We start from the raw sequence: 26,515 nt of genomic DNA on the forward strand, positions 1-26,515 counted from the left end.
AGTCGGCAGAGCGCGTCAGACGCGCTCGATCGCCAAGGCCAGACCCTGACCAACACCGACGCACATGGTCGCCAGACCTTTCTTGCCACCGGTTTTTTCCAGCTGATGCAGTGCAGTCAACACCAAGCGCGCACCGCTCATGCCCAGCGGATGGCCCAAGGCAATGGCGCCACCGTTCGGGTTGACCTGGGCCGCGTCGTCGGCGATCCCCAGTTCACGCAGTACCGCCAGGCCCTGGCTGGCGAAGGCTTCGTTGAGTTCGATCACGTCGAAATCGTTGATGGCCACACCCAGGCGTTCAATCAGTTTACGCACGGCCGGTACCGGACCAATGCCCATCACCCGTGGCGCAACACCGGCGCTGGCCATGCCCAACACTTTGGCGCGGGCGGTCAGGCCATGTTTCTTCACCGCTTCGGCAGAGGCGAGGATCAAGGCGGCGGCACCGTCGTTGACACCCGAAGCGTTACCGGCAGTGACGGTTTTGTCGGGACCGTTGACCGGCTTGAGCTTGGTCAGGGCTTCCAGGGTGGTGTCGGCGCGAGGATGTTCGTCCTGGCTGACCACGGTTTCACCCTTCTTGTGGGCAATGCGCACTTCGACGATTTCTTCGGCGAAATAGCCCGCAGCTTGCGCGGCGGCCGTGCGTTGCTGACTGCGCAAGGCGAACGCGTCCTGATCGGCGCGGGACACCTGGTAATCGTCGGCGACGTTGTCGGCGGTCTGCGGCATCGCATCCACCCCGTACTGGGCTTTCATCAACGGGTTGATGAAGCGCCAGCCGATGGTGGTGTCTTCCAGTTTCATGTTGCGCGAGAACGCTGCATCGGCCTTGCCCATCACGAACGGCGCGCGGGACATCGACTCGACGCCACCGGCAATCGCCAGCTCCATTTCGCCACTGGCGATGGCACGGAACGCGGTACCAATGGCATCCATGCCCGAAGCGCAGAGGCGATTGAGGGTCACGCCAGGAATGGTCTCCGGCAGCCCCGCCAGCAGCAGCGCCATGCGCGCCACGTTGCGGTTGTCTTCACCGGCCTGGTTGGCGCAGCCGAGGAACACTTCGTCCACCGCCGACCAGTCCACCGACGGGTTGCGCTCCATCAGCGCCTTGATCGGCACCGCGGCCAGGTCGTCAGCGCGAACCGCCGACAGGCCGCCGCCGAAACGGCCGATGGGGGTGCGAATCGCGTCGCAGATATAAACTTCACGCATCATGCTTCTCCAGGTGCTTGGCCCAACGTAATGAAAAAGGCGCCGATGCGCAGCGCCGCAAGGGTTAAAGATTAAGCGCCTGACATGGAGCAAACAATTCGATAATCGACTGAGTGTTCGTTTATCGAACACATTGTTGTTCAGCTATCGATTTGCTCACCCAGCAAAAGATCGCAGCCTGCGTCAGCGCCTATAAAGGAATGGATCAGGTCGCATCCGCATGACTGACCAGCCCCTTGATCACCACCGCCGCGGTCGCCAATGCCGCCGGAATCACCAAGGCCGTCAACACTTGCTCAAAGTTCCAGCCCAGCCCCAGCAGCGTGGCGCCCATCCATGCGCCAAGAATTGCGCCGAAGCGGCCAATCCCGAGCATCCACGAAACCCCGGTAGCACGCCCTTGAGTCGGATAAAACCGCGCCGCCAGAGACGGCATCGCCGATTGCGCCCCGTTGACACACATACCGGCCACCAATACCAGGGTGGCCAGGATTGTGATGTTGCCCAGGCTCTGCCCTACCGCGTAGGCAAAGATGCCGGCCAGCAGGTAGAAAGTGCCGATGACCTTGTGCGGATTGAAGCGGTCCATCGCCCAGCCTACGCCCACCGCGCTCAACACCCCACCGAACTGGAACAACGCTCCGATGAACGCGGCCTGCTCCATGCTCGCGCCACTGTCGCGCATCAGGGTCGGCAGCCAACTGGTCAGCAGGTAAACGATCACCAGACCCATGAAGTAGGTCAGCCACAACAGCAAGGTACCGACGCTATAGGTGCCGGAGAAGATCACGGCAAACACGTTGCGCGCCTTCACGGTTTTCTGTTCCGGTACGCTGAAGCTCGATGCCTGGGCCACCACTGTCGGGTCGATGGGCGCCAGGGTCTTGCGCACTTTGTCGGTGCCGCGATTTCGCACCACGAGGAAGCGCGCCGACTCAGGCAGCCAGATCAGCAACACGACGCCGAGGATCAACGGCAGGATCCCGCCGATCAGCAGCAGGCTGTGCCAGCCGAAGGCCGGAATCAGCTTCGCCGAGATAAATCCACCGCCGGCCATGCCCAGGTTGAAGCCGCAAAACATGCTGGTCACCAGCAGGGACTTCTTGCGCTCCGGGGTGTATTCCGACAGCAGCGTGGTTGCGTTCGGCATGCCCGCGCCCAGCCCGAGGCCGGTCAGGAAACGCAACACCAGCAACTGGTCGACGTTAGTGCTGTAGGCCGAAGCCAGGCTAAAGGCACCGAACAGCAGCACCGCCCCAACCAGCACGATTTTTCGCCCAAACCGGTCAGCCAGCGGACCGGAGCCCAGCGCCCCGAAAACCATGCCGATCAGCGCCGCACTCATTACCGGGCCCAGGCTGGCACGATCGATACCCCAGTCCTGGGACAGCGCGGGTGCAATGAAACCCATCGCCGCGGTATCCAGGCCGTCAAGGAAAACAATCAGGAAACACAGGATCACCACTCGCCACTGATAACGCGAAATGGGTTGGGCATTGATGAAGGACTGCACGTCGAGGCAGTTACCTACAGCGGACTGGGGCTGGTTCATTATTTTTTTCCACGCAAAGAACGCAGTCGAACAGATGCCAGCCTTTAAAGAGGCTGCCACGAAAAAGGGGGTGTCAGGATCAGGCGATCGGGTTCCGGTGCAATAGCCGGGTAGGATAGCGACAGTCGGGGAATGTGCGCATGGGGGTGCCTCTTCTCATTATTAGTGGTCGTCGTCCGGTGCCGGATCAAGATCGACAGCGCCGGATGACGCTGCCGCGACATTAATGAGCCAAGGGAAAGAGCGTCAATTCGCCAAACGCGAGTCTGTGCGATTATCGAACAGCTTAGGTAAACAGCTGGGTACTGAGGTCGCGGCTGGCACTTAATAGACCGGGCAGGAAACGCTGTTCAAGTTCGTTGCGGCTGACCCGCCCGGCATGGGTACTGACGTTGAGCGCCGCAACCACCTGGCCGGAAGCGTCGTACACCGGGACGGCGATCGAACGCAGCCCCTGCTCCAGTTCTTGATCGACGATGCACCACCCTTGCTGACGCACTTCCTGCAGGCATTCGAGCAATGCTTCGGGGGTATGGATGGTTCGACTGGTCTTGGCTTGCAGGTCGGCGTGGTCGAGATACTCGTGCAATGAAGTGTCATCGAGGGCGGCGAGCAGGATCCTGCCCATCGATGTGCAATAGGCCGGCAAGCGCCCTCCCACCGACAGGTCGACCGAGATCAGGCGCTGGGTGGTCGCCGAGCGGGCGATGTATAGAATGTCGTCGCCTTCCAGGGTGGCCATGTTGCAAGCCTCGTGGAGTTGCTCGCTCATGCGGTCCAGGTATGGCTGTGCAGAAACGGCCAGCGGCGTCGAGGACACATAGGCATGGCCAAGGGTCAGCACCTTGGGTAGCAACGAATAGGTGCGGCCATCGGTCGTGGCATAACCGAGCTTGATCAACGTGTGCAGGCAACGTCGCACGGCGGCACGGGGAATTTCCGTACGGTGGCTGATCTGGGCAATGGTCAGATGCCGTTTGCGCTCTTGGAACGCTTGCACCACGGCCAGTCCGCGCGCCAACGAGGTCATGAAGTCCGGGTCGCCGGTCAGGGCCTGAATGCGTTTGGCAGGCGAAGCAACGATCGGCGGTGCCACCGAAGCGAAGGAGTTGCGCAATTGATCGTTCATACAAGGTCCTTTTCCCAGACGGATCGGAATCTATTACAGGCGACTCGCTGCAAGGTACACAAGCCCGATCCCGACATGACTGGGCGATTATCGAACCGCCGATCGATTATCGCAATCGATGATTTTTTGCCCAGGCGCCTCTCGCGACTTCCATGCGCAATCTAACTGGACTTGAATTGTGCGACTTAATGGCGCCAGAAATGCATCGCCGTACAGTGGCATCATCCAGCCCTCTAGTTGCCACTAAAGGGTTATGGGTAGAAAAACAATCACACATCAAGATCCACTTTTAACTCTATCGTGATAGTGTTCTGTCAATCGCTCGCTATAATGTAATTCAGTAGCCACTCGGATTTTTATTAACCGATGCCGCTACCGGTGGCGCGATGTTCCATCGCCGCTCTCCACAGCAAGCCCATGACGCCGACTGCATCCGCATCGCGCCATTGCGCTCGCTGAAACAGGCTCTGATGCTGCGTCAGCTGTATATCTCTGGTGTCGTGGCCGCCTGCAACATGGAAGTAATGATCACACTGTCGCAAAAAATGCCTGCAAGGGCCTTTTTGCTTTTGACAAGTGCGGCCAATACATCATGCAGTGCGTTTCACCAGAATTCACCTCAACTCAATCAGGTAGCACCGTGACAAAAGACGAACTGCGCGCGGAACTTGAGCGCCAGGAACAACGTTACAAGGAAGTTTATGGCGGGGAAGTCACCACCTACGCCGCCCAGCCCGAACCGGAACGCAAGCCATGGCGTAAACGCGCCACCGTTCAGGATCAGGTATTCAAGCAAGAACTGGAAAAAATGGAAAAGGAACTCAAAGCCGAGGAGCCGTGAAGGCCCGGGCTTTGAATACTTGCAGGGTTCTGTGTTGCATCCGTTAAAAGCGGGATGTACTGACGTTGCCTTTTTGCGCCCGCTATGAGCGGGCAGCGACCGCCTTGCCGACCGGATGAAGGCTAAAGGTTCGTATCTGACACTCTTTTCAGAAATTTCATACAACTGCGCGCACGGTCATTCCAGGCGTGGCAAACCCCCGTGCCTGCGGGCTTTCCAAAGAAATTCAAGTACTTGCAAGACCCGCAAAAGCGCAGGAAATTCAGGTCCCAAAGCAAAATAATTCGTTGAAGAATGTTACCGATGAGCAGCAAGTGCATCGATTTCCAGTCTTTTCTGGCATAATCGCGCCCCCTTATGACCGGGTCAGAAAACCTTCATGATCGATTTATTCAGCGGACTGGATGCTTGGGTGCTTGTGAGCCTCCTGCTCGCCCTGACTTTTGTCCTCGCCTTCGAGTTCATCAACGGATTTCATGACACCGCTAACGCGGTAGCCACTGTTATCTACACCAAAGCCATGCCGCCTCATCTGGCGGTGTTCTTTTCCGGTGTGTTCAACTTCCTCGGCGTATTGCTGGGCGGCGTTGGCGTGGCGTATGCCATTGTCCACCTGTTGCCGGTGGAGCTGCTGATCAATGTGAACACCGGTCACGGACTGGCCATGGTGTTCTCGTTGCTCGCCGCCGCCATCGCCTGGAACCTGGGCACCTGGTACTTTGGTATCCCTGCCTCCAGCTCCCATACGCTGATCGGTTCGATCCTCGGCGTCGGCCTGGCCAACGCCCTGATCAACGATATTCCGTTGGCCGATGGCGTGAACTGGCAGAAGGCGATCGATATCGGTATGTCGCTGGTGTTCTCGCCAATGGCAGGTTTCCTGATCGCGGCGCTGATCCTGATCGGTCTGAAATGGTGGCGCCCGCTGTCGAAGATGCACAAGACGCCGGAGCAGCGCCGCAAGATCGACGACAAGAAACACCCGCCGTTCTGGAACCGCCTGGTGCTGGTGATCTCGGCCATGGCCGTGAGCTTCGTGCACGGTTCCAATGATGGTCAGAAAGGTATCGGCCTTATCATGCTGGTGCTGATCGGTATCGTGCCGGCGCAGTTCGTACTTGACCTGAACAGCACCACCTACCAGATCGAACGTACCCGCGACGCCACCTTGCACCTGAACCAGTTCTACCAGCGCAACGCCGCCACCCTGGGCGAATTCCTGGCCCTGGGTAAAAGCGTCGAAGGCGATCTGCCGGAGAAATTCCGTTGCAATCCGCAACAGACCGAGCCGACCATCAATGCCCTGCTCGGCACCCTCAAGGGTGTAGCCGACTACCACTCGCTGCCGTCTGAAAGCCGCATCGAAGTGCGTCGCTACCTGCTCTGCCTGGACGACACGGCGAAGAAAGTCAGCAAGTTGCCAAGCCTGGCCCCAAGAGAAAAGGCTGACCTGGACAAGCTGCGCAAGGACCTGACCACGACCACCGAATACGCGCCTTTCTGGGTGATCCTGGCGGTCGCCCTGGCCCTGGGCCTGGGTACCATGGTCGGCTGGAAACGCGTGGTATTGACCATCGGCGAGAAGATCGGCAAGCAAGGCATGACCTATTCCCAAGGCATGTCGGCGCAGATCACCACCGCGAGCCTGATCGGCATGGCCAACATCTTCAGCCTGCCGGTGTCCACCACCCACGTCCTGTCCTCGGGCGTGGCCGGCACCATGGTCGCCAACAAAAGCGGCTTGCAGGGCGGCACCGTGCAGACCATCCTGCTGGCCTGGGTCCTGACCCTGCCGGCCACCGTGGGGCTGTCGGCCGGCCTGTTCTGGCTGGCGTCGAAGGCACTGGGCAGCTAATTAAGCAGCCGAACTAAAAAAGGCGCGCTCCGTGAGGACCGCGCCTTTTTTATTACCTGAATATTCCAGACACCGTCTTCCCCCCTGTGGGAGCGGGCTTGCTCGCGAATGCGGAATGTCAGGCGATATTTGTATCGACTGATACTACGTATTCGCGAGCAAGCCCGCTCCCACAGGGTTGTGCAGGGTCAGACACGTTTGCGCAGGCAAAAAAAAAGGGCAACCGAAGTTGCCCAAAATGCCTTGCGTGCTCATTGCCTCCAGAAAGACCTACGGCTTTTTCCGCTTGTGCGAGTCTTTCCAGATAAAAAGTCCGAACCCTGCAAAAAACACAAACATGAGGCTGACGGTCAGCACTCCGGCGATCACCACGTTATCGAAAAACATGACGCGTCTCCTGCAGTTGCCCTGTTGCGATGGAGCCAAGGTAACCAATCGGGCAGGAGAGAATATTGACCGGGATCAATGTTGCCCGGGACCGGGCACGGAAGGAGAGGAAAACTGACCTGCATCAATCGATGCAGGAGCACTCAACGTTTTTTGGGCTTGTTCTTCGGCTTTTTCTTCGCCTTGCCCAACGGCATGGCCTGTTCGAACGCCTGGCGCACTTCGTTCAGGCGCTTGTCGTTAAGGTCATGGACACGCTTGGCGCGTTCGGCATTCAGGTCGATCAGCTTGTCATCTTGGCTCATGGCGTCAGTGCATCGCTTGAAAAGAAGTTCAATGGCCGCCTCGCGCGGCAGGGATGTGCCAATAATGCGGTCTGGCGACGGCGCTGACCAGCCACGGGCTCAAATCTCGATGTCGACCCACAAGCCCTGGCGAGGCTGGTCTTCCATCAACGGGGCCACCGGCACGGTGTTGTCGGCATTGAGCTCGTCACCCGGGATCGCCAGGTGCGCTTGCGGGTCCTCGTCGGCTTCACGGCGGCGGCGTTGCTGCTCCTGCTTGCGTCGCTGTTCCTCGCGCAACAGCAGCGCGGCCTCTTCCGGATCGCGCTGTTGCAGGTCGATGGTGCTGTCGCTGGCGCTTTCCTGCATCGGCACGACGGGCGCGATATCCGGGCGCGGGCGGACCGGGTCGTGCTGGGAAGTGATCGGCACGGCACTCAAGGGGAGCATCGGTGGCAGCATATTTATCAGTCTCCTGTCTGCAGGCTGTCGGCCGCGGTGACGGCGACTTGAGCCATCGGTCGCAAACTGTGACCCGATTGGCACGGCGTGAAGTTTCGCAGCTACGATTTCTTCAGCCTGGGAAGATCATGAGTTCGCAGCCCAAGGCAGTTCCCACACAGGTAATCCTTTGGTCTGGAGACCTGATTCCGTTAAGATAGCCCGCTTTTTCAAGGTGGGAGTCAGGCAGCATGGCGCAGCAGTATCAACCGGGGCAACGCTGGATCAGTGACAGCGAAGCGGAGCTGGGTTTGGGCACCGTTCTGGCACAGGACGGCCGCTTGTTGACCGTGCTCTACCCGGCCACTGGCGACACTCGCCAGTACGCGCTACGGAATGCGCCCCTCACCCGTGTGCGGTTTTCGCCGGGTGACACCATCACTCACTTCGAAGGCTGGAAACTGACCGTACGCGAAGTCGACGACGTCGATGGCCTGCTGGTCTATCACGGTCTCGACGCGCAGAACGAAGTGGTCACCCTGCCGGAAACCCAACTGTCGAACTTCATCCAGTTCCGTCTCGCCAGCGACCGTCTGTTCGCCGGGCAGATCGACCCCCTGGCCTGGTTCGCCCTGCGTTACCACACCCTCGAACACACCAGCCGCCAGCTGCAGTCGTCGCTGTGGGGCCTGGGTGGCGTGCGTGCGCAACCGATCGCGCACCAACTGCACATCGCCCGCGAAGTGGCCGACCGTATTGCGCCACGGGTCCTGCTGGCCGACGAAGTGGGCCTGGGCAAAACCATCGAAGCCGGTCTGGTGATCCATCGCCAGCTGCTCTCGGGCCGCGCCAATCGCGTGCTGATCCTGGTGCCGGAAAACCTCCAGCACCAATGGCTGGTGGAAATGCGCCGGCGCTTCAACCTGCAGGTCGCGCTGTTCGACGAAGAACGCTTCATCGAAAGCGATGCCTCCAACCCGTTCGAAGACACCCAGCTCGCGCTGGTGGCGCTGGAGTGGCTGGTAGACGACGAGAAAGCCCAGGACGCGTTGTTCGCCGCCGGCTGGGACTTGCTGGTCGTCGACGAAGCCCACCACCTGGTGTGGCACGAAGACCAGGTCAGCCCGCAATACTCCCTGGTCGAGCAGCTTGCTGAAACCATCCCGGGCGTGCTGCTGTTGACCGCAACCCCGGAACAACTGGGCCAGGACAGCCACTTCGCGCGTCTGCGCCTGCTCGACCCGAATCGTTTCCATGACCTGGCGGCATTCCGCGCCGAGAGCGAAAACTATCGCCCGGTGGCCGAGGCCGTTCAGGAGCTGCTGGAAAAAGGTCGCCTGTCACCGAAAGCCCACGAAACCATTCATGGCTTCCTCGGTAACGAAGGCGAAGCCCTGCTGACCGCCGTCAACGATGGCGACACCGAAGCCAGCGCGCGCCTGGTGCGCGAGCTGCTGGACCGCCACGGCACCGGCCGCGTACTGTTCCGTAATACCCGGGCCGCGGTCCAGGGCTTCCCGGAGCGCAAGCTGCATCCTTACCCGCTGCCGTGCCCGGACGAATACCTCGAACTGCCGCTGGGCGATCACGCCGAGCTGTACCCGGAAGTCAGCTTCCAGGCCCAGCCGGACGCCAATGAAGAAGAGCGTTGGTGGAAATTCGACCCACGGGTCGAGTGGCTGATCGACCAGTTGAAAATGCTCAAGCGCACCAAGGTACTGGTGATCTGCGCCCACGCCGAAACCGCCATGGACCTGGAAGACGCCCTGCGCGTGCGTTCCGGCATCCCGGCCACGGTATTCCACGAGGGCATGAACATCCTCGAGCGTGACCGCGCCGCCGCCTACTTCGCCGACGAAGAGTTTGGCGCGCAAGTGCTGATCTGCTCGGAAATCGGCAGTGAAGGTCGCAACTTCCAGTTCTCACACCACCTGGTGCTGTTCGACCTGCCGGCCCACCCGGACCTGCTGGAACAACGTATCGGTCGTCTGGACCGGATCGGCCAGAAGCACACCATCGAACTGCACGTGCCGTACCTGGAAACCAGCCCGCAAGAGCGCCTGTTCCAGTGGTACCACGAAGCCCTGAACGCGTTCCTCAACACCTGCCCGACCGGCAACGCCCTGCAACATCAGTTCGGCCCGCGCCTGCTGCCGTTGCTCGAAGAAGCCGATGACGGTGACTGGCAAGCGCTGATCGACGAAGCCCGTACCGAGCGAGAGCGCCTGGAAGCCGAGCTGCACACCGGCCGCGACCGTTTGCTGGAGCTCAACTCCGGTGGCGCCGGCGAAGGTGAGGCGCTGGTCGAGGCCATCCTCGAGCAGGACGACCAGTTCGCCCTGCCGATCTACATGGAAACCCTGTTCGATGCATTCGGCATCGACAGCGAAGACCATTCGGAAAACGCCCTGATCCTCAAGCCGAGCGAAAAAATGCTCGACGCCAGCTTCCCGCTGGGCGACGACGAAGGCGTGACCATCACCTACGACCGCAACCAGGCGCTGTCTCGCGAAGACATGCAGTTCATTACCTGGGAACACCCGATGGTCCAGGGCGGCATGGACCTGGTGCTGTCCGGCTCCATGGGCAATACCGCCGTGGCGCTGATCAAGAACAAGGCGCTGAAACCCGGCACCGTGTTGCTGGAACTGCTCTACGTCAGTGAAGTGGTTGCCCCGCGCTCGCTGCAACTGGGCCGCTACCTGCCGCCGGCCGCCCTGCGCTGCCTGCTCGATGCCAATGGCAATGACCTGTCGGCCCGGGTGTCGTTCGAGACCTTGAACGATCAACTCGAAAGCGTGCCCCGCGCCAGCGCCAACAAGTTCATCCAGGCACAGCGCGATCAGCTGACGCCACGGATCAACGCCGGCGAAGACAAGATCTACCCACGTCACGCCGAACGCGTGGCAGAGGCGCAACGTCGCCTGGCTGCCGATACCGACGAAGAACTGGCACGCCTGACCGCGTTGCAAGCGGTCAACCCGACCGTACGTGACAGCGAACTGGTTGCCCTGCGCAAGCAGCGCGAACAAGGCCTGGCCATGCTCGACAAGGCGGCGCTGCGACTGGAAGCGATACGGGTGTTGGTGGCGGGTTAAGTCCCCTGCTCCAGCGCTTCAACAAAGAGGCCCGCAGCGATGCGGGCCTTTTTTTTACCTGACTTTTGTGCGATGCCGATGGCCTGCTGGCAATGGCGATCAAGCAGTCGCCGCAACACCCTCAGGTTCAACCCCCCCAACCAACCCATCCTTCATCCGCTTCGCATCGCGCACAAAACTCCGCGACGCCAACACCAGGAACACCATGGTGAAGAACAGCGCCACCGGTATCAGGTACATCGCGTCATGCAGGCCGACTGCCTTGAAAGCTTCAGTCATCTGTTCGGCACCGGCCGCGAGCATGGCGGTGTGGGCAAAGTGATCGGACAACGCCCCAACCACCACCGGACCCAGACCACCCCCCAACAGGTACAGCCCGGCAAAAAACAAGGCCATGGCGGTGGCTCGCAGGCGCGGCTCGACCACGTCCTGGATCGCCGTGTAGACGCAGGTATAGAAGTTATAGGCAAACAACCAGCCCAGGCTGAACACGGCCACGAACACACCGATCTCGATCCGCCCCGAATGCAGCGCCCAGGCAGTACACAAGGTTGAGATGATCAGACTGAATGCAGCAAACAGCAGGCGACCGTTGGCCACCCGCTGATGGATCTTGTCCGCGACCCAGCCACCCAGTGTCAGGCCGAACAACCCGGTCACGCCGACGATCACCCCGGTCGCCACCGCGGCTTCCTGCAACGGCATCAGGAAATAACGCTGCAGCATGGGCACCAGGAACGAGTTGCAGGCATAGGTGGCAAAGTTGAAACAGAGCCCCGCCATCACGAGCCACAGGAAGGTCGGCACCGCCAACACCCGGCGGATCGGCCGGTCGATCTTTTCCTGTGACACTTGCACGCTTTCCGCCGCACCGCGCTTAGGCTCCTTGATGAAGAACATGAAGATCGCCAGGATCAGCCCCGGCACGGCGGCAATGAAGAACGGCGCCCGCCAGCTGTCGAATGCCTTGACCATCGCGCCGATGGTGAAGAACGCCAACAATAGACCCAACGGCAACCCGAGCATGAAGATGCCCATGGCCCGCGCCCGTCGATGCGCCGGAAACAGGTCGCCGATCAGCGAGTTGGCGGCCGGTGCATAACTGGCCTCACCGATACCCACCCCCATGCGCACGATCAGGAAACTCCAGAAACTGCCCACCATTCCGTTGACCGCCGTCAGCCCGCTCCACACCGCCAGGCCCCAACCCATCAACTTGCTGCGCGAACCCGTATCGGCCATACGGCCCAACGGCAGACCGGCGATCGCGTAGACGATGGTGAATGCCGTACCGATGATCCCCAGCTGAAAGTCGCTGAGGTGCCACTCCATGCGGATCGGTTCGATGATGATGGCGGGAATCGTGCGGTCGAAAAAGTTGAACAGGTTGGCCAGGAACAGCAGGAACAAAATGCGCCAGGCATTCGCCGCTTGGGTCGAGTTCTGCATGGGTCCATCTCTTTTTATTGTTATGGGGGCTTCACTGCCACCCGGAACCTGCAATCTAGTCAGGCCGGCCAACACTGTCTGTAATTATTCGTAAAGCTGATACCCGCCCATGGAAACAGACGGGGCCCAGGCAACATTTTATTTCCAAACGCACTAAGACTCATTCCAAAATCATTGGGAGACAATGTGCCACTATCCCTTGCGTTCAATGCACGCCTTCTATACTGCAAGGCATTCGCCAGCGTTGATTGCCGGCCAGGGAGACAAACACGGGGCATGCTATGGAGTGGCTTGGTCTGCATTTCACTACACAGCTAGCAGAAAGCGGACAGGTCATACTCCAATGCGTACATGACCCTTTTCTGGTGCTGCTGGCTTTTCTGGTCGCTTGCGCCGGGTGTTTCGCCACACTGGATATGGCCGAACGGATTGCCCAGGCACAAAAACCGGCGTCACAACGTCTTTGGCGCTGGATCGGTGCCGGATGCCTGGCCGGCGGAATCTGGGCCATGCACTTCATTGGGATGTTGGCGTTCCAGGCGCCGATAGACGTGCATTACCACTTGCCGATCACGCTCTTGTCGCTGTTGGTTGCACTGTGTGCGTCGTGGTTGGCGATGCACACCCTCAGCCTGCCAACCCTGAACTTGCGGCAATGCTGCAAGGCATCGATCGTCATCGGCCTCGGCATAGCCACCATGCACTACGTGGGCATGGCCGCCATGCGTTCTCAAGCGACGGCTTATTACCAACCGGCGCTGTTCATTCTGTCGCTCCTGATCGCCTTTGCCGTCAGTCTGGCGGCACTACTGCTAGCGAGTTATCTGCGCACTGGTGCGGGTATTTTTCACCAACTGCGCAAATGCGGCGCCAGCCTGTTGCTGGGTGCAGGCATCATCAGCCTGCATTTCACCGGCATGGCTGCCTTCGACCTGGTGCTGCCAACCGGCAGCCTGTTGACCCAGCCAAGTGAAAACAACCATCTGCAACTGGGCCTGACAATAGCCGTCATGACCCTGCTCATCATTGGCAGCTGCATCAGTGCAGCGCTGGCGGACAAGAAGCTGCAGCACAAGGACCGTGACCTGCTGCGGGTGAACTCGCTGCTCACCCAACTCGATCAAGCGCGCATGTCCCTGCAACAAGTGGCGCACTACGACGCCCTGACCAACCTGGTCAACCGTCGCGGGTTCAACCAGCTTTTCGCTGAAAAGCTCCTGGAGCGCACTCACTCAGGCGGTATGCTCGCGGTGCTGTTCCTGGATATCGACCATTTCAAGCGCATCAATGACAGCCTCGGCCACGATGCCGGCGATGAACTGCTCAAGGTGCTCGCCCGGCACATCAAGAGCTCGGTGCGCAGCCATGAAGATGTGGTGGCACGCTTTGGAGGCGACGAATTCTGCATCCTCATCGACCTGCATGACCGTGAAGAGGCGCGCCAGATGGCCCAGCGCATCATGCTGAAAATGAAGGAACCCATCGAGCTGTCCGGACGGCGCATGGTCATGACCACCAGCATCGGCATCAGCGTGTTCCCCGAGGACGGCAAGACCTGTGAAGAACTGCTGAAAAACGCCGACCTGGCGCTGTATCAATCCAAGGACAGCGGCCGCAACGGCCTGAATTTCTTCAGTGCCAACCTCAAAGCACGCGCCATGCTGGAGCTGCAACTGGAGGAAGAACTGCGCCATGCGCTGCGCGAAGACACCGGCCTGATGCTCTATTACCAACCGATCTACGACCTCAAGACCGGCCAGGCCAGCAAGCTCGAAGCGTTGATCCGCTGGCAACACCCGGTCCACGGATTTCTCGCGCCGGACCGCTTCATTGGCATCGCCGAGGCCAATGGCCTGATCACCGAACTGGACAATTGGGTGCTGCGCAAGGCCTGCCAGGACCTGGGTGAGCTGTCACGCCAGGGGTGTGCGAACCTGAAGATCTCCATCAATTGCTCTCCGCTGACCCTGGCGCGCGAAGAACTGAGCGACGAAATCTCACTCGCCTTGCGCAATGCCGGGGTCGAACCCCATCGCCTGGAACTGGAGGTCACCGAGAATGCGCTGATGGGCAACATTGCCGATACCCTGGTGTTGCTGCAGCAGATACGCGCCCTGGGCGTATCGCTGTCGATCGATGACTTCGGCACTGGCTATTCCTCCCTGGCTTACCTCAAGCGCTTGCCGCTGAACACCTTGAAGATCGACCGGTCGTTCATCCAGGACATTCCAAAAGCCACCCAGGACATGGAAATCGTCCAGGCCATTATCGTCATGGCCCACACCCTTCACCTGGACGTGGTCACCGAAGGCGTCGAAACGTTCGAGCAATACCAGTTTCTCGAACGCCACGGCTGCGACTTCGTCCAGGGTTACCTGCTCAGCCGCCCGGTACCGCTGGGCGAACTGCGGCCCGTGCTGAACGAAATCAACCAGCGCAAACATTCATGCACCGTCACGCACCTGAGTCTTGCTCACGGTACATCTGCACTAATGTAGACGGGTCCTTTTCCAGGAAACCCTGGCTCCCATGCAGGCGCATCAATTGCGCGGCCAGGCCGCTGATCGGCGTCGCCGAACCTTGCTCGCGGGAAAACTTTACCGCGCCATCCAGATCCTTGAGCAAGGTCCGCACATGCCATTTGACCGGTTCGAAACGGCTCTCGGCCATTTGCGGTGCCAGGAACTGCAAGGGTTTTGAATCGGCAAACCCACCGGCCAGTGCCTCGGCGATCAGGCTGGCATCGACACCGGAGCGCTCCGCCAAGGCCACCACTTCGGCGATGACCAGTGCATTGCAGGCAACGATCATCTGGTTGCAGGCCTTCGTCACCTGCCCTGCTCCCACCGCACCCATGTGTGTCACCCGCTGACCGAGGCTCAGCAAAACCGGTTTGACCCGTTCAAGGTCAGCCACGGTGCCGCCGACCATGATCGCCAGGCTTCCGGCCTCGGCACCCACCACTCCGCCGGACACTGGCGCGTCCAGCCAACCCATGCCGGTCTTGCCGAGTTCTGTCGCCATTTCCCGGGTCGCCGTGGGTTCCAGGCTGGAAAAATCCACCAGCAATTGTCCTTCTTTCGCCCCCTCGGCGATGCCCGACTTGCCGAAAACCACCTCACGGACCACCGAGGTATCCGCCAGGCACAACATCACCACCTCGGCGTGCCGACACAACTCGGCAGGTGTGGCGACCTGGCGTGCACCGGCCTCGACCAGCGGCGCACACTTGGCCGGATTACGGTTCCACACCGTCAGCGGGTAACCCGCGGCGAGCAAACGCTGGCACATCGGCAGGCCCATCAGGCCAATTCCGGCAAAACCCAGGGACGGTAGCGTTGACATCATTTTGCCTCCTTTTGATTAAAGAACAGCGAATATTGGCCGATTCATCAGGACTCAGGAAAGGATTCCGCCGAGCGACGCACATGCTGATGCCCCGCTCGGGTCAAATACGCGCTGATAAAAGACGCGAGATCTCATTCCGTGACGGTCGACGACAGTATGTTGCCCGACTGACCAGCCCAGGTAGATGGCGAACGATGACTTCTAAAAACAATACGGCCCCTGCGCTTTGCGACCCGACGCTGAACCCGGCGGCGAACAGCCCCGCGCCATCGAAGCCATTGACGCCTTCACGCCCGCTCGCGACCCAGCAATACCTGTACTTCACTGAAACCAACACCGATCGCATTCTCGACAACCTCGACGGCCTGCGCGACATGGTGTTCCCGCGCCCATCGCACCTGGAAGGCGACAACGATCAGCACAACGATCAGGCGTTTCCGTCGGTGTGCCTGATTGGCCTGGGCCGCTGCGGTTCGAACATCGCGCTGGACGTTGCGGAACTGGTCTACAACGCCCGCAAGTTCTACCTCAACGAATTCAACAGCGAAGATCGCCTCTCGCCTGACAAGCGCTATGCGGAAAAAGGCTACAGCCCGGCACAATGGATTCGCAACAACCTGCGCCTGGGGTCGAGCAAGGCCGCCAAACCGGTGTTCCTGGTAGAACCGCTGGTGATGCTGGGCGACCTGGACAAGGACATCGCCGGGCGTATCCGCTTCTCGCGCAAAGGCGAAAAGAGCGGATTCCTGCGCGACTACAGCAAAATGAAAATCATGGACCTGTCGGAAGTCCATGCCGGCGGTGCCGGTAATGCACCGATCCTCGGTCAGTACCTGGCCAAGATCATCCTGAACAAAGACACCCAGCGTTTTTCCAGCCCGGACTGGAAGATGATCCACTCGTACCTGATTGACAGCTGCGGCATCAAGGCCAACCAGTCGCGCCTGTATTTCTCGATCTTCAGTGCCGGTGGCGGTACCGGTTCAGGCATGGCGTCGGAATTCGGCCTGGCCCAGCAGCATTCGTACATGAACAAGACGTTCGACACCAAGCCAATGGACGAGCACGACGGCAAGAGCGGTCACTCCTTCGTCTTCGAACCGATCTTCACCAGCGGCATCTGCGTGCTGCCGAACATTTCCGATCACCGCAGCGAAATGTCCGAGGCGCTGCACATCAACGCCGGCCGCCTGCTGTGCAAATACCTGTCGGAAGAATGGGACTTCTCCTACAACTTCGCCAACGAAGACAGCAGTGAAGCCAGCGTCATGGGCCGTATCCGCCCCTGGAACGCGATGATGCTGATCTCCAACGACATCATGCGTTATGCCGAAGAAAGCGATGACGGCAACATCCAGAACATCGACGTCAATGCGATGGAAAAACATGCCAACCAGTACATCTCGCAGCAGATCTTCAACATCCTGACCGCGCAAGCTGTCACGACCGACTATGACCAGAACTATTTCCGCCGTGCCGGCATCGACATCGGCGAAACCATTCGCCTGGACGCCAACGACCTGTTCATGAGCCTCGCCGGCCCAGTGGCCATTGCGTATGCCGAATCCGTGGTGCCGGAAACACCGCCGCCAAGCAGCGACAAATTCAAGGTCTTCGATAAAGAGCCGCAGCGCCTGAACATCGACGACCTGTTCTTCCGCTCGATCGACCTGCCACATTTCAACAAGGTCACCCAGGCCATCGAAGGCATCAGCCTGTTGCCCATCGAGTCCAAGCGTTATCGGGCGTCGCTGGAGCAGTACAAGAACTCGGGCTACGACGCGGCTGCCCTGCACGACCTGCACTTCTTCAAGAACTGCTCGTCGGTGGTGTCGATCGTGTCCCTGCCCAAGGACTACAAGTTGTCCTACATGGACCTGAACCGCTTGAAGACCCACCTCAACAACCTGTTCCCCAACACCACGCTCAAGCGTTATGCGCTGGTGATCGGCGCCTCGGCCAACCTGTCGCTGACCACCCTGATCGCCAAGAGCCCGTGCCTGTCGGACGATTTCCTGACCTTGATCGTGGCGTTCATCAAGCGCTGCTTTGCCCGTACCCCTTACCGCTTCGATGACACCCTGGACAACTCGGTCCTGGACTTCATCATCAATGAACAGTTCGATGAAGACCTGATCGATGACCTGCTCAACGAATTCGAGAATCCGGCGAAAATCCTCGATACCAACTGGTATGCGATCAAGCCGATGTACGAAAAGAAGTATCGCGAGCTGATCAACGACAAGGACAAGTTCGTCTCGATCAACGACATCCGCCTGTCACGCGATTGCGTGAAGAAAGCGATCAAGTACTTGCGTGAGATCTATCGTCACCGGATTGGCAAGACGAAGGTGATTTCGTTGAATAACCATACGGGCAAGACGGCTTACTAAGGCCGGCGCAGCACCGCGTCGCACCCAATCGCGAGCAGGCTCGCTCCCACCGTTGAACGTGTTCTTCCAGAAAGAATGCAGTCAACTGTGGGAGCGAGCCTGCTCGCGATGACGCCCTCAAAAATCACACAATTCAACATCCAGAAACAATTGATCAGCCCTTCCGCTGCTCTCCCAACTGTTCCCGTTACGTTTACGTCACCGTGAAGCTGTGGCCTTTCTCTACGGCAACCTGCCATCACGCTACTCGGCTACACACTTTCGATCGGCAAGACATGGCACCAACGTGGTGCAGGCAATTAACCCTGCGCTCTTTCCTGGATCATAATCCATGGCGAAACCACCACCGCCCACAGCTGTGGATCGCGTTCGAAAAGATCCAGCGCCCGCGTTTCAGACAGCTTGGCGACCTTGTCTTCGGCCAGCCAGGCAGCCACTTTCTCGCCTTCGTCGGTCGCTACGGCCTCGGCTGCCGCAATCAAATCCAGGCTTGGATCGACCCACAATAGGGCACCCTTGGCAAAGAACGGCTCCAGTTCCTTCCAGGTAATAGATGCGGTTTCTCCGAGCAGCTTGGCATAGAGGGTGCTAGGTTCTTCAGTCATGGGTTCCGGTCCGGAAAAGAAATCGACGCAATGATAACGTCGGTGGTCAGGCAGAAAAACCCAGAAGCAATTGGCATTACCGAATGAAAAGCGCAGGAAAGCCAAGGAGTGCACCGAATCTGGCTATAAGCCCGTCAAAGCCCCGCCGCAATTCTGACTTTTTCTTTCAAAAAAGCGACACCCCCAAGTTTTGCCCCCCGGCGCCAGCTTCCCAGGCTGACAATCGGCGCTCTACACTGTACCGGTACAGTTGCCGAGGGGCTTTTCCGGGAGATGTCGTGGATATCTGACCCGGTTCTGCCGCCTACGGCGCCAGGACTATAAAAATTACAACAGTAAGAGTGGAGCACTATGACTAAGGCTACTAAGCAGATTTCCAAACTGTTTGCCGCTATGGTTCTGGCCGGGGTTGCCAGCCATTCGTTCGCAGCTGACACCATCAAGATCGGCATCGCCGGCCCTAAAACCGGTCCTGTAGCCCAATACGGCGACATGCAGTTCAGCGGCGCCAAGATGGCCATTGAACAGATCAACGCCAAAGGCGGCGTAGACGGCAAGAAACTCGAAGCCGTTGAATACGATGACGCCTGCGATCCAAAACAAGCGGTAGCGGTCGCGAACAAAGTCGTCAACGACGGCGTCAAGTTCGTGGTTGGTCACCTGTGCTCCAGCTCCACTCAACCGGCTTCGGACATCTACGAAGACGAAGGCGTGATCATGATCACCCCGGCTGCCACCAGCCCGGACATCACCGCTCGTGGTTACAAAATGGTGTTCCGCACCATCGGCCTGGACAGCGCCCAGGGCCCTGCCGCCGGTAACTACATTGCCGATTTCGTAAAACCGAAGATCGTTGCTGTCCTGCACGACAAGCAGCAATACGGTGAAGGTATCGCCTCTGCCGTGAAGAAAACCCTGGAAGGCAAAGGCGTCAAGGTTGCCGTGTTCGAAGGCGTCAACGCCGGCGACAAGGACTTCTCCTCGATGATCGCCAAGCTCAAGCAAGCCAACGTCGACTTCGTCTACTACGGCGGCTACCACCCGGAGCTGGGCCTGATCCTGCGTCAGTCTGCGGAAAAAGGCCTGAAAGCCAAGTTCATGGGTCCGGAAGGCGTGGGTAACGACTCCATTTCGCAGATCGCCAAGGACGCTTCCGAAGGTCTGCTGGTGACCCTGCCGAAATCCTTCGACCAGGACCCGGCCAACGTTGCCCTGGCTGATGCGTTCAAGGCCAAGAAAGAAGACCCGAGCGGTCCGTTCGTGTTCCCGGCCTACTCGGCTGTGACCGTGATCGCCGACGGCATCAAGGCTGCCAAGTCCGAAGACTCCGCCAAAGTGGCTGAAGCCATCCACGCTGGCACCTTCAAGACCCCGACCGGCGACCTGAGCTTCGACGAGAAAGGCGACCTGAAAGACTTCAAATTCGTGGTTTACGAGTGGCACTTCGGCAAACCAAAAACTGAAGCCAAGCCTCAGTAAGGCGTTGCCTGACTGACTGCCAACAAAGCCCACGGCGTGCCGTGGGCTTTGTTTTACGATCGTATCTGGGCCGCGCTGGCGTGATCCGCCAGTCTCCCCACCTGAAAATCTCAAAACCGTCATCAGCGGTTCGCTGGCAAACCCCGGATTCGAAGTGGATGCAGATCCACGGGGCCCGGGCGGGAAAATGACTCCACCAGTGAAATGCGTATCAGGTTTTTAGGAGCGCTGTAATGCCTGACATCTATCACTTTTTCCAACAGCTGGTTAATGGCCTGACCATTGGCAGCACGTATGCCCTGATCGCCATCGGCTATACGATGGTTTACGGCATCATTGGAATGATCAACTTCGCCCACGGCGAGGTGTACATGATCGGCTCCTACGTGGCGTTCATCGCCATCGCCGGGCTGGCCATGCTGGGACTCGACAGCGTTCCGCTGTTGATGACCGCCGCTTTCCTGGCAACCATCGTCGTCACCAGTGCCTACGGCTACAGCATCGAACGGATCGCCTACCGCCCCTTGCGCGGCAGCAACCGTCTGATCCCGCTGATCTCCGCCATCGGCATGTCGATCTTCCTGCAGAACACCGTTCTGCTGGCGCAAGACTCCAAGGACAAATCCATCCCCAACCTGATTCCGGGCAATTTTGCCTTTGGGCCAGGTGGCGCACATGAAGTGCTGATTTCCTACATGCAAATCGTGGTGTTCGTGGTGACCCTGGTCGCCATGCTCGGCCTGACGCTGTTCATCTCCCGCTCTCGCCTGGGTCGCGCCTGCCGCGCCTGCGCCGAAGACATCAAGATGGCCAACCTGCTGGGTATCAACACCAACAACATCATCGCCCTGACCTTCGTCATCGGTGCCGCGCTGGCGGCCATCGCGGCCGTGCTGCTGAGCATGCAATACGGCGTGATCAACCCGAACGCCGGTTTCCTCGTCGGCCTCAAGGCCTTCACCGCAGCGGTACTGGGCGGTATCGGCAGCATTCCGGGCGCCATGCTCGGCGGGCTCGTATTGGGTGTGGCGGAAGCCTTTGGTGCCGATATCTTCGGCGACCAGTACAAGGACGTCGTGGCGTTCGGCCTGCTGGTTCTGGTGCTGTTGTTCCGGCCAACCGGCCTGCTGGGCCGTCCGGAGGTTGAGAAGGTATGACTAGGAATCTTAAACAGGCGCTGTTCAGCGCCTTGCTGGTGTGGGCCGTGGCCTACCCGGTACTCGGTCTGAAGCTGACCATCGTCGGCATCAACCTCGAAGTTCATGGCACCAGCGACGCCACCCTGATCACCATCGCGGTGTGCTCGGTGCTGATGTTCCTGCGTGTCTTGTTCGACCAGCAGATCAGCTCGGCCTGGCGTTCTTCGCCAGGCATGCCGCTGATTCCGGCCAAGGCCAGCAACTTCCTGACCCTGCCGACCACACAGCGCTGGATCATCATCGCGCTGATCGCTGGCGCGCTGGTCTGGCCGTTCTTCGGTTCTCGCGGTGCGGTGGATATCGCGACGCTGGTACTGATCTACGTGATGCTGGGCCTGGGCCTGAACATCGTGGTCGGTCTGGCCGGTCTGCTCGACCTCGGTTACGTCGGTTTCTACGCCGTCGGCGCCTACAGCTACGCGCTGCTGTCGCACTACTACGGCCTGAGCTTCTGGATCTGCCTGCCGATCGCCGGCCTGATGGCGGCCACCTTCGGCTTCCTGCTGGGCTTCCCGGTACTGCGTCTGCGCGGTGACTACCTGGCGATCGTGACCCTGGGCTTCGGTGAGATCATCCGTCTGTTCCTGCGTAACCTGACGGACATCACCGGCGGCCCGAACGGCATCAGCAACATCGAGAAGCCAACGTTCTTCGGCCTGACCTTCGAACGTAAAGCCGCGGAAGGCATGCAAACCTTCCACGAGTACTTCGGCCTGCAATACAACTCGATCAACAAGGTGATCTTCCTTTACCTGGTTGCGCTGTTCCTGGCACTGGCTGCGCTGTTCGTCATCAACCGCTTGCTGCGCATGCCCCTGGGCCGCGCCTGGGAAGCGTTGCGTGAAGACGAAATCGCCTGCCGCGCACTGGGCCTGAACCCGACCATCATCAAGCTGTCGGCCTTCACCCTGGGCGCAAGCTTCGCCGGTTTCGCCGGTAGCTTCTTCGCTGCCCGCCAGGGGCTGGTGACGCCGGAGTCCTTCACCTTCATCGAGTCGGCGATCATCCTCGCCATCGTGGTGCTGGGTGGCATGGGCTCGCAGCTGGGCGTGATCCTGGCGGCGGTGGTGATGATCCTGCTGCCGGAAATGATGCGTGAGTTCAGTGAATACCGCATGTTGATGTTCGGTGCCTTGATGGTACTGATGATGATCTGGCGCCCTCAGGGTCTGCTGCCCATGCAACGTCCTCACATGGAGCTGCGCAAATGAGCCGCGAGATCCTTAAAGTAGAAAACCTGAGCATGCGCTTCGGCGGCTTGCTGGCGGTCAACGGCGTTGCCTTGAGCGTGAAAGAGAAACAAGTGGTTGCACTGATCGGCCCCAACGGCGCCGGCAAGACCACCGTGTTCAACTGCCTGACCGGCTTCTACAAGCCGAGCGGCGGCAGCATCCTGCTCGATGGTGAGCCGATCGAGGGCCTGCCGGGCCACAAGATCGCGCTCAAGGGCGTGGTGCGTACCTTCCAGAACGTGCGGTTGTTCAAGGACATGACTGCGGTCGAGAACCTCTTGATCGCCCAGCATCGCCACCTGAACACCAACTTCCTGTCCGGCTTGTTCAAGACCCCGGGGTTTCGCAAGAGCGAACGCGAGGCCATGGAGTTCGCCGAGTACTGGCTGGAAAAGGTCAACCTCAAGGAGTTCGCCAACCGTCCGGCCGGTACCCTGGCCTACGGTCAGCAACGGCGCCTGGAAATCGCCCGCTGCATGATGACCCGTCCGCGGATCCTCATGCTCGACGAACCGGCCGCCGGCCTGAACCCGAAGGAAACCGAAGACCTGAAGGCGCTGATCAGCGTGCTGCGTGAGGAGCACAACGTCACCGTGCTGCTTATCGAACATGACATGAAACTGGTCATGAGCATTTCCGACCACATCGTCGTGATCAACCAGGGCACGCCCCTGGCCAACGGTACGCCGGAACAGATCCGCGACAATCCTGAAGTGATCAAAGCCTACCTGGGGGAAGCGTAAATGCTGCAGTTCGAAAACGTTTCCACTTTCTACGGCAAGATCCAGGCCCTGCACAGCGTCAACGTCGAAGTCCGTCAAGGCGAAATCGTCACCCTGATCGGCGCCAACGGTGCCGGCAAATCCACGCTCCTGATGACCCTGTGCGGTTCGCCTCGGGCCCACAGCGGCAGCATCCGCTACATGGGTGAGGAACTGGTCGGCCAGGATTCTTCGCAGATCATGCGCAAGAGCATTGCCGTGGTGCCGGAAGGTCGTCGGGTGTTTTCCCGCCTGACCGTGGAAGAAAACCTGTCCATGGGTGGTTTCTTCACCGCCAAGGGCGACTATCAGGAACAGATGGACAAGGTCCTCGGACTTTTCCCACGCCTGAAAGAGCGCTTCAGCCAGCGTGGCGGCACCATGTCCGGCGGCGAACAGCAAATGCTCGCCATCGGCCGCGCGCTGATGAGCAAGCCCAAGCTGCTGCTGCTCGACGAGCCTTCGCTGGGCCTGGCCCCAATCATCATCCAGCAGATCTTCGATATCATCGAACAGCTGCGCAAGGACGGTGTGACGGTGTTCCTGGTCGAACAGAACGCCAACCAGGCCCTGAAAATCGCTGACCGCGCCTACGTTCTGGAGAACGGCCGGGTAGTGATGACCGGCACCGGTGAAGCGTTGCTGACCGATCCGAAAGTGCGCGATGCGTACCTCGGCGGCTAAGCCTTTGCGGTAACCAAAAAACGGCCTTTGCGGGCCGTTTTTTTATGCCTGCCTTAACACCGCATTTCCTTTGTAGGAGCTGGCTTGCCAGCGATAGCGGTGTACCCGTCAACATGGTCGTTGAATGTTATGCCCCTTTCGCTGGCAAGCCAGCGCCTACAGGGTCCGTGTGAAGATTCAAAGTCGATCCAGCGCCTCGCCGCTGCGCTTGAACCAACCGATCAAGTAATCCGCCAGCACCTGCGTGCGTTTCGGCAGCCCCCCCTGGTACGGATGCACCAGGTACATTGGCATGCTGCGGGTCTGATAATCACGCAGGAGCCAGCGCAAACGCCCGTCGGCCAGTTCCTCCGGCAACGCGTAGGACGGTAAACGAGCAATGCCGGCGCCAGCCAGTGCGGCTTTTTTCAATAGATTGTAATGGTTGCTGGCGAAGGGGCCGGAAACCCGCACCCGCAACAGCTCGTGCTGTTGGTGATACAACCACTCCTCACGACCACTGTAGTGGCTGTTGAGCAGGCACCGGTGTTCGGCCAGCGCCTGAGGCGTCTGCGGCTCACCGTATTGCTCCAGATAGGCGGGGCTGGCGCAGGTCAATTCCCGCCACGCCAATAACGGGCGCGCCACCAGGCGCTGGTCAATCGCCACATCGGAGCGGATTGCCAAATCGAAACCGTCGCGGGACAGATCACGGTAACTGTTGTTGAGTTCCAGCTCGATCTGCACCTCGGGATACTGGGCGGAGAACTCCAGCAACAATCCATCGAAAAAGGTTTCTCCGAGCGACACCGGAACCGTCATCCGCACCGGGCCGGCCATGTCGTCCTTCAGGCGTGCCAGGGCCTGGCGCGCGCGCTCGACCTGCACCACCAGCGCCTGGGCCTGGGGCAATAACGCCGCGCCCGCCGCCGTCAGGCTCAAGCGTCGCGTGGTGCGCTGCAACAAGACCACGGAAAACTGCGCTTCCAACTGACTGATGCGCTTGGACAGTTGGCCCTTGCTGCAGCCCAATTGCTGCGCAGCCAAGGTAAAACTCCCCGCTTCGATCAGTACCGCAAACGCGGCCAGGTCATCCATCTCGCTCACGGATTGTTTCCATTTGAAAACCAAAGGTTGCCTATTAGCGCGCTTATCCGTAGAAAAAACCACTCTAAACTGAAGCCTCATTCAACCCATCGAGGATCAGCCAGTATGAAAATTCTTTTGATTGGCGCAGGCGGTACCATCGGTTCGGCCGTCGACAAGGAACTGTCCCAGCGCCACGAGATCGTCCGCATCGGCCGCAGCAGTGGTGATTTTCAGGTAGATATCAGTGACAGCACGTCTATTCGCCGACTGTTCGAACAGACCGGCAAATTCGATGCACTGGTGTGCGCTGCCGGCAACGTGACCTTCGCGCCACTGGCCGAAATGAGCGAAGAGAGCTTTGCCCTGGGCCTCAAGGACAAACTGATGGGCCAGGTCAACCTGGTACTGATTGGCCGTGAGTTCGCCAATGAGGGTGCATCGTTCACGCTCACCACCGGCGTACTCAGCCACGACCCGATCCGCAGTGGCGCATCGGCAGCGCTGGTCAACGGTGCGCTGGACAGCTTCGTCCGCGCCGCCGCTATCGAATTACCACGCGGCTTGCGCGTGAACTCGATCAGCCCGACCGTCCTGGTCGAAGCCATGGGCAGCTATGCCCCCTATTTCCGTGGCTTCAAGCCGGTTCCTGCCGAGGATGTGGCATTGGCCTACGCCAAAAGCGTCGAAGGCTTGCAGACAGGTCAGACCTTTCACGTGGGCTAAAACCTTGTGATGAACGGTCAGGCTGCGTAACGTGGCGGCACTTGTCAGGAGACCCCAAGATGCGTGTTGCCCGTTCCTTAGTCATTGTTGCCCTGCTCCCCCTGTTCGCAGCCTGCCAATTGTTCGACGGTTCGCGTGAAAGTGCCTCCCGCGTCGGGCAGACCCGCATGCAGGGCCAGTTGAGCGCTGCCGACGGCAAACTGCTGTTCCAGCCGTGCGGTGAACAACGCCGTTACGTGGTCAACGATTCGGGTGGCACCAGCGTCCTGCAACAGGCCGCGGGTCTCGCCGATGCCCAGGGCAAGCTGTTTGCCGATGTACGTGGGCGCATCGTTCCGGGTAACGGCGAAGACCAGCTCGACGTGGAAACGCTGTACCGCGTCGAGCGCTCCGGCACCGCGTGCGCCGATCCGAACTTCAAGCCGCTGATCCTGCGCGCCGCCGGCCATGCCCCCGAATGGAGCGTGAAAGTCACCGGCAAAGGCATGGTCCTCGAACGCGCCGGCCAGCCACCGTTGGCCGTGCCCTACGTCGAAGAGCAGCTGGGTGAGGGTCGCTTCAACCTCAGCACCGAAGCCAATAACCAGCACATCGAACTGTGGGTCGCGCCACAACGCTGCATCGACGCCAGCACGGGCGGCCTGCAGCACATGAGTGCCGAACTGCGCATCGATGGCAAGGTACAGCGCGGTTGCGGGTATTTCGGCGGTTCGCGCGACGACTGATCGTTTAAGCCTCACGGGCCTGCGCCTTTGGGGCTTATAATCGC

The 26,515-nt window shown here is 59.7% G+C and carries 23 protein-coding genes; 13 read left to right on the forward strand and 10 right to left on the reverse strand.

The genetic code is table 11. The annotated features are described in order from the left end of the window. Positions 1-15: 15 nt before the first annotated feature. From pcaF to pcaR, 3 genes are all read right to left on the reverse strand, one after another. Positions 16-1,221: a 3-oxoadipyl-CoA thiolase gene (gene pcaF, locus BKX96_RS13945; RefSeq protein ID WP_179092147.1), complete on the reverse strand. Its 1,206-nt coding sequence runs from the start codon at positions 1,219-1,221 to the stop codon at positions 16-18. A 202-nt stretch (positions 1,222-1,423) separates the two neighbouring features. Further along, a complete protein-coding gene (pcaK, locus tag BKX96_RS13950; protein WP_046816673.1) occupies positions 1,424-2,770 on the reverse strand; it encodes a 4-hydroxybenzoate transporter PcaK in 1,347 nt (448 codons plus the stop codon). A 286-nt stretch (positions 2,771-3,056) separates the two neighbouring features. Beyond that, the gene (pcaR, locus tag BKX96_RS13955; RefSeq protein ID WP_046816672.1) at positions 3,057-3,899 is read right to left on the reverse strand and encodes a pca regulon transcriptional regulator PcaR; all 843 of its coding nucleotides are present in this window, start codon (positions 3,897-3,899) and stop codon (positions 3,057-3,059) included. Between the two features lie 386 nt (positions 3,900-4,285). On the opposite strand from pcaR, the gene BKX96_RS13960 reads away from it, so the two are divergent. The 3 genes from BKX96_RS13960 (at position 4,286) to BKX96_RS13970 (ending at position 6,595) form a co-directional block, all read left to right on the forward strand. Continuing rightward, positions 4,286-4,543, forward strand: a complete 258-nt coding sequence (locus BKX96_RS13960; protein ID WP_077184263.1) for a hypothetical protein — start codon at positions 4,286-4,288, stop codon at positions 4,541-4,543. Further along, a complete protein-coding gene (locus tag BKX96_RS13965; RefSeq protein WP_008056863.1) occupies positions 4,540-4,740 on the forward strand; it encodes a hypothetical protein in 201 nt (66 codons plus the stop codon). The genes BKX96_RS13960 and BKX96_RS13965 overlap by 4 nt, the downstream gene beginning before the upstream one ends. Positions 4,741-5,119: 379 nt before the next feature. Beyond that, positions 5,120-6,595, forward strand: coding sequence for an inorganic phosphate transporter (locus BKX96_RS13970; protein ID WP_077184266.1), 1,476 nt, complete (start codon positions 5,120-5,122; stop codon positions 6,593-6,595). A 270-nt stretch (positions 6,596-6,865) separates the two neighbouring features. On the opposite strand, the gene ccoM is transcribed toward BKX96_RS13970, so the two are convergent. From ccoM to BKX96_RS13975, 3 genes are all read right to left on the reverse strand, one after another. After that, entirely contained in the window at positions 6,866-6,982 is a 117-nt protein-coding gene (ccoM, locus tag BKX96_RS33415; protein WP_046816669.1) for a cytochrome c oxidase subunit CcoM, read from the reverse strand. A 143-nt stretch (positions 6,983-7,125) separates the two neighbouring features. Next, the gene (locus BKX96_RS32860) at positions 7,126-7,287 is read right to left on the reverse strand and encodes a hypothetical protein (RefSeq protein ID WP_008016476.1); all 162 of its coding nucleotides are present in this window, start codon (positions 7,285-7,287) and stop codon (positions 7,126-7,128) included. A gap of 99 nt (positions 7,288-7,386) precedes the next feature. Then, positions 7,387-7,728 carry a hypothetical protein gene (locus BKX96_RS13975; RefSeq protein ID WP_046816668.1) on the reverse strand — a complete coding sequence of 114 codons (342 nt, stop codon included), beginning with the start codon at positions 7,726-7,728 and terminating at the stop codon, positions 7,387-7,389. Positions 7,729-7,958: 230 nt separating this feature from the next. Between BKX96_RS13975 and rapA the strand changes: the two genes are divergently transcribed. Then, entirely contained in the window at positions 7,959-10,805 is a 2,847-nt protein-coding gene (gene rapA, locus BKX96_RS13980) for an RNA polymerase-associated protein RapA (protein WP_046816667.1), read from the forward strand. A gap of 99 nt (positions 10,806-10,904) precedes the next feature. On the opposite strand, the gene BKX96_RS13985 is transcribed toward rapA, so the two are convergent. Continuing rightward, a complete protein-coding gene (locus tag BKX96_RS13985; RefSeq protein ID WP_077184268.1) occupies positions 10,905-12,254 on the reverse strand; it encodes a spinster family MFS transporter in 1,350 nt (449 codons plus the stop codon). A 281-nt stretch (positions 12,255-12,535) separates the two neighbouring features. Here BKX96_RS13985 and BKX96_RS13990 point away from each other — a divergent pair, with 281 nt between their 5' ends. Next, a complete protein-coding gene (locus tag BKX96_RS13990; protein WP_077184271.1) occupies positions 12,536-14,752 on the forward strand; it encodes a putative bifunctional diguanylate cyclase/phosphodiesterase in 2,217 nt (738 codons plus the stop codon). Here the strand turns inward: BKX96_RS13990 and BKX96_RS13995 are convergent. Further along, complete coding sequence (locus BKX96_RS13995; protein ID WP_077184273.1) at positions 14,709-15,602, reverse strand: NAD(P)-dependent oxidoreductase; 894 nt, start codon at positions 15,600-15,602, stop codon at positions 14,709-14,711. The two genes, BKX96_RS13990 and BKX96_RS13995, sit on opposite strands and share 44 nt — an antisense overlap. A gap of 194 nt (positions 15,603-15,796) precedes the next feature. Here BKX96_RS13995 and BKX96_RS14000 point away from each other — a divergent pair, with 194 nt between their 5' ends. Continuing rightward, positions 15,797-17,995 carry a hypothetical protein gene (locus BKX96_RS14000; protein WP_077184276.1) on the forward strand — a complete coding sequence of 733 codons (2,199 nt, stop codon included), beginning with the start codon at positions 15,797-15,799 and terminating at the stop codon, positions 17,993-17,995. Positions 17,996-18,294: 299 nt separating this feature from the next. Here BKX96_RS14000 and BKX96_RS14005 read toward each other — a convergent pair whose 3' ends face one another. After that, positions 18,295-18,600 (reverse strand): DUF2288 domain-containing protein, encoded by a 306-nt coding sequence (locus BKX96_RS14005; RefSeq protein WP_046816662.1) that lies wholly within the window; start codon positions 18,598-18,600, stop codon positions 18,295-18,297. Between the two features lie 351 nt (positions 18,601-18,951). Between BKX96_RS14005 and BKX96_RS14010 the strand changes: the two genes are divergently transcribed. The 5 genes from BKX96_RS14010 to BKX96_RS14030 all read left to right on the forward strand — a co-directional run bounded on the left by BKX96_RS14010 (position 18,952) and on the right by BKX96_RS14030 (position 23,955). Further along, positions 18,952-20,079: a branched-chain amino acid ABC transporter substrate-binding protein gene (locus tag BKX96_RS14010; RefSeq protein WP_046816661.1), complete on the forward strand. Its 1,128-nt coding sequence runs from the start codon at positions 18,952-18,954 to the stop codon at positions 20,077-20,079. Positions 20,080-20,312: 233 nt separating this feature from the next. Then, a complete protein-coding gene (livH, locus tag BKX96_RS14015) occupies positions 20,313-21,236 on the forward strand; it encodes a high-affinity branched-chain amino acid ABC transporter permease LivH (protein ID WP_007947264.1) in 924 nt (307 codons plus the stop codon). Then, positions 21,233-22,489, forward strand: a complete 1,257-nt coding sequence (locus BKX96_RS14020; protein WP_046816660.1) for a high-affinity branched-chain amino acid ABC transporter permease LivM — start codon at positions 21,233-21,235, stop codon at positions 22,487-22,489. The genes livH and BKX96_RS14020 overlap by 4 nt, the downstream gene beginning before the upstream one ends. Further along, entirely contained in the window at positions 22,486-23,253 is a 768-nt protein-coding gene (gene livG, locus BKX96_RS14025) for a high-affinity branched-chain amino acid ABC transporter ATP-binding protein LivG (RefSeq protein ID WP_046816659.1), read from the forward strand. The genes BKX96_RS14020 and livG overlap by 4 nt, the downstream gene beginning before the upstream one ends. Next, a complete protein-coding gene (locus BKX96_RS14030) occupies positions 23,254-23,955 on the forward strand; it encodes an ABC transporter ATP-binding protein (RefSeq protein ID WP_020798122.1) in 702 nt (233 codons plus the stop codon). 177 nt (positions 23,956-24,132) lie between these two features. Here the strand turns inward: BKX96_RS14030 and BKX96_RS14035 are convergent, their stop codons facing one another. Continuing rightward, positions 24,133-25,041, reverse strand: a complete 909-nt coding sequence (locus tag BKX96_RS14035; protein ID WP_046816658.1) for a LysR family transcriptional regulator — start codon at positions 25,039-25,041, stop codon at positions 24,133-24,135. A gap of 105 nt (positions 25,042-25,146) precedes the next feature. On the opposite strand from BKX96_RS14035, the gene BKX96_RS14040 reads away from it, so the two are divergent. Further along, positions 25,147-25,746 (forward strand): short chain dehydrogenase, encoded by a 600-nt coding sequence (locus tag BKX96_RS14040; protein ID WP_077184279.1) that lies wholly within the window; start codon positions 25,147-25,149, stop codon positions 25,744-25,746. Between the two features lie 59 nt (positions 25,747-25,805). Beyond that, positions 25,806-26,471: a COG3650 family protein gene (locus BKX96_RS14045; protein ID WP_077184282.1), complete on the forward strand. Its 666-nt coding sequence runs from the start codon at positions 25,806-25,808 to the stop codon at positions 26,469-26,471. Positions 26,472-26,515: the final 44 nt, after the last annotated feature.

It is taken from the genome of Pseudomonas putida (assembly GCF_001976065.1).
Taxonomy (GTDB): domain Bacteria; phylum Pseudomonadota; class Gammaproteobacteria; order Pseudomonadales; family Pseudomonadaceae; genus Aquipseudomonas; species Aquipseudomonas serbica.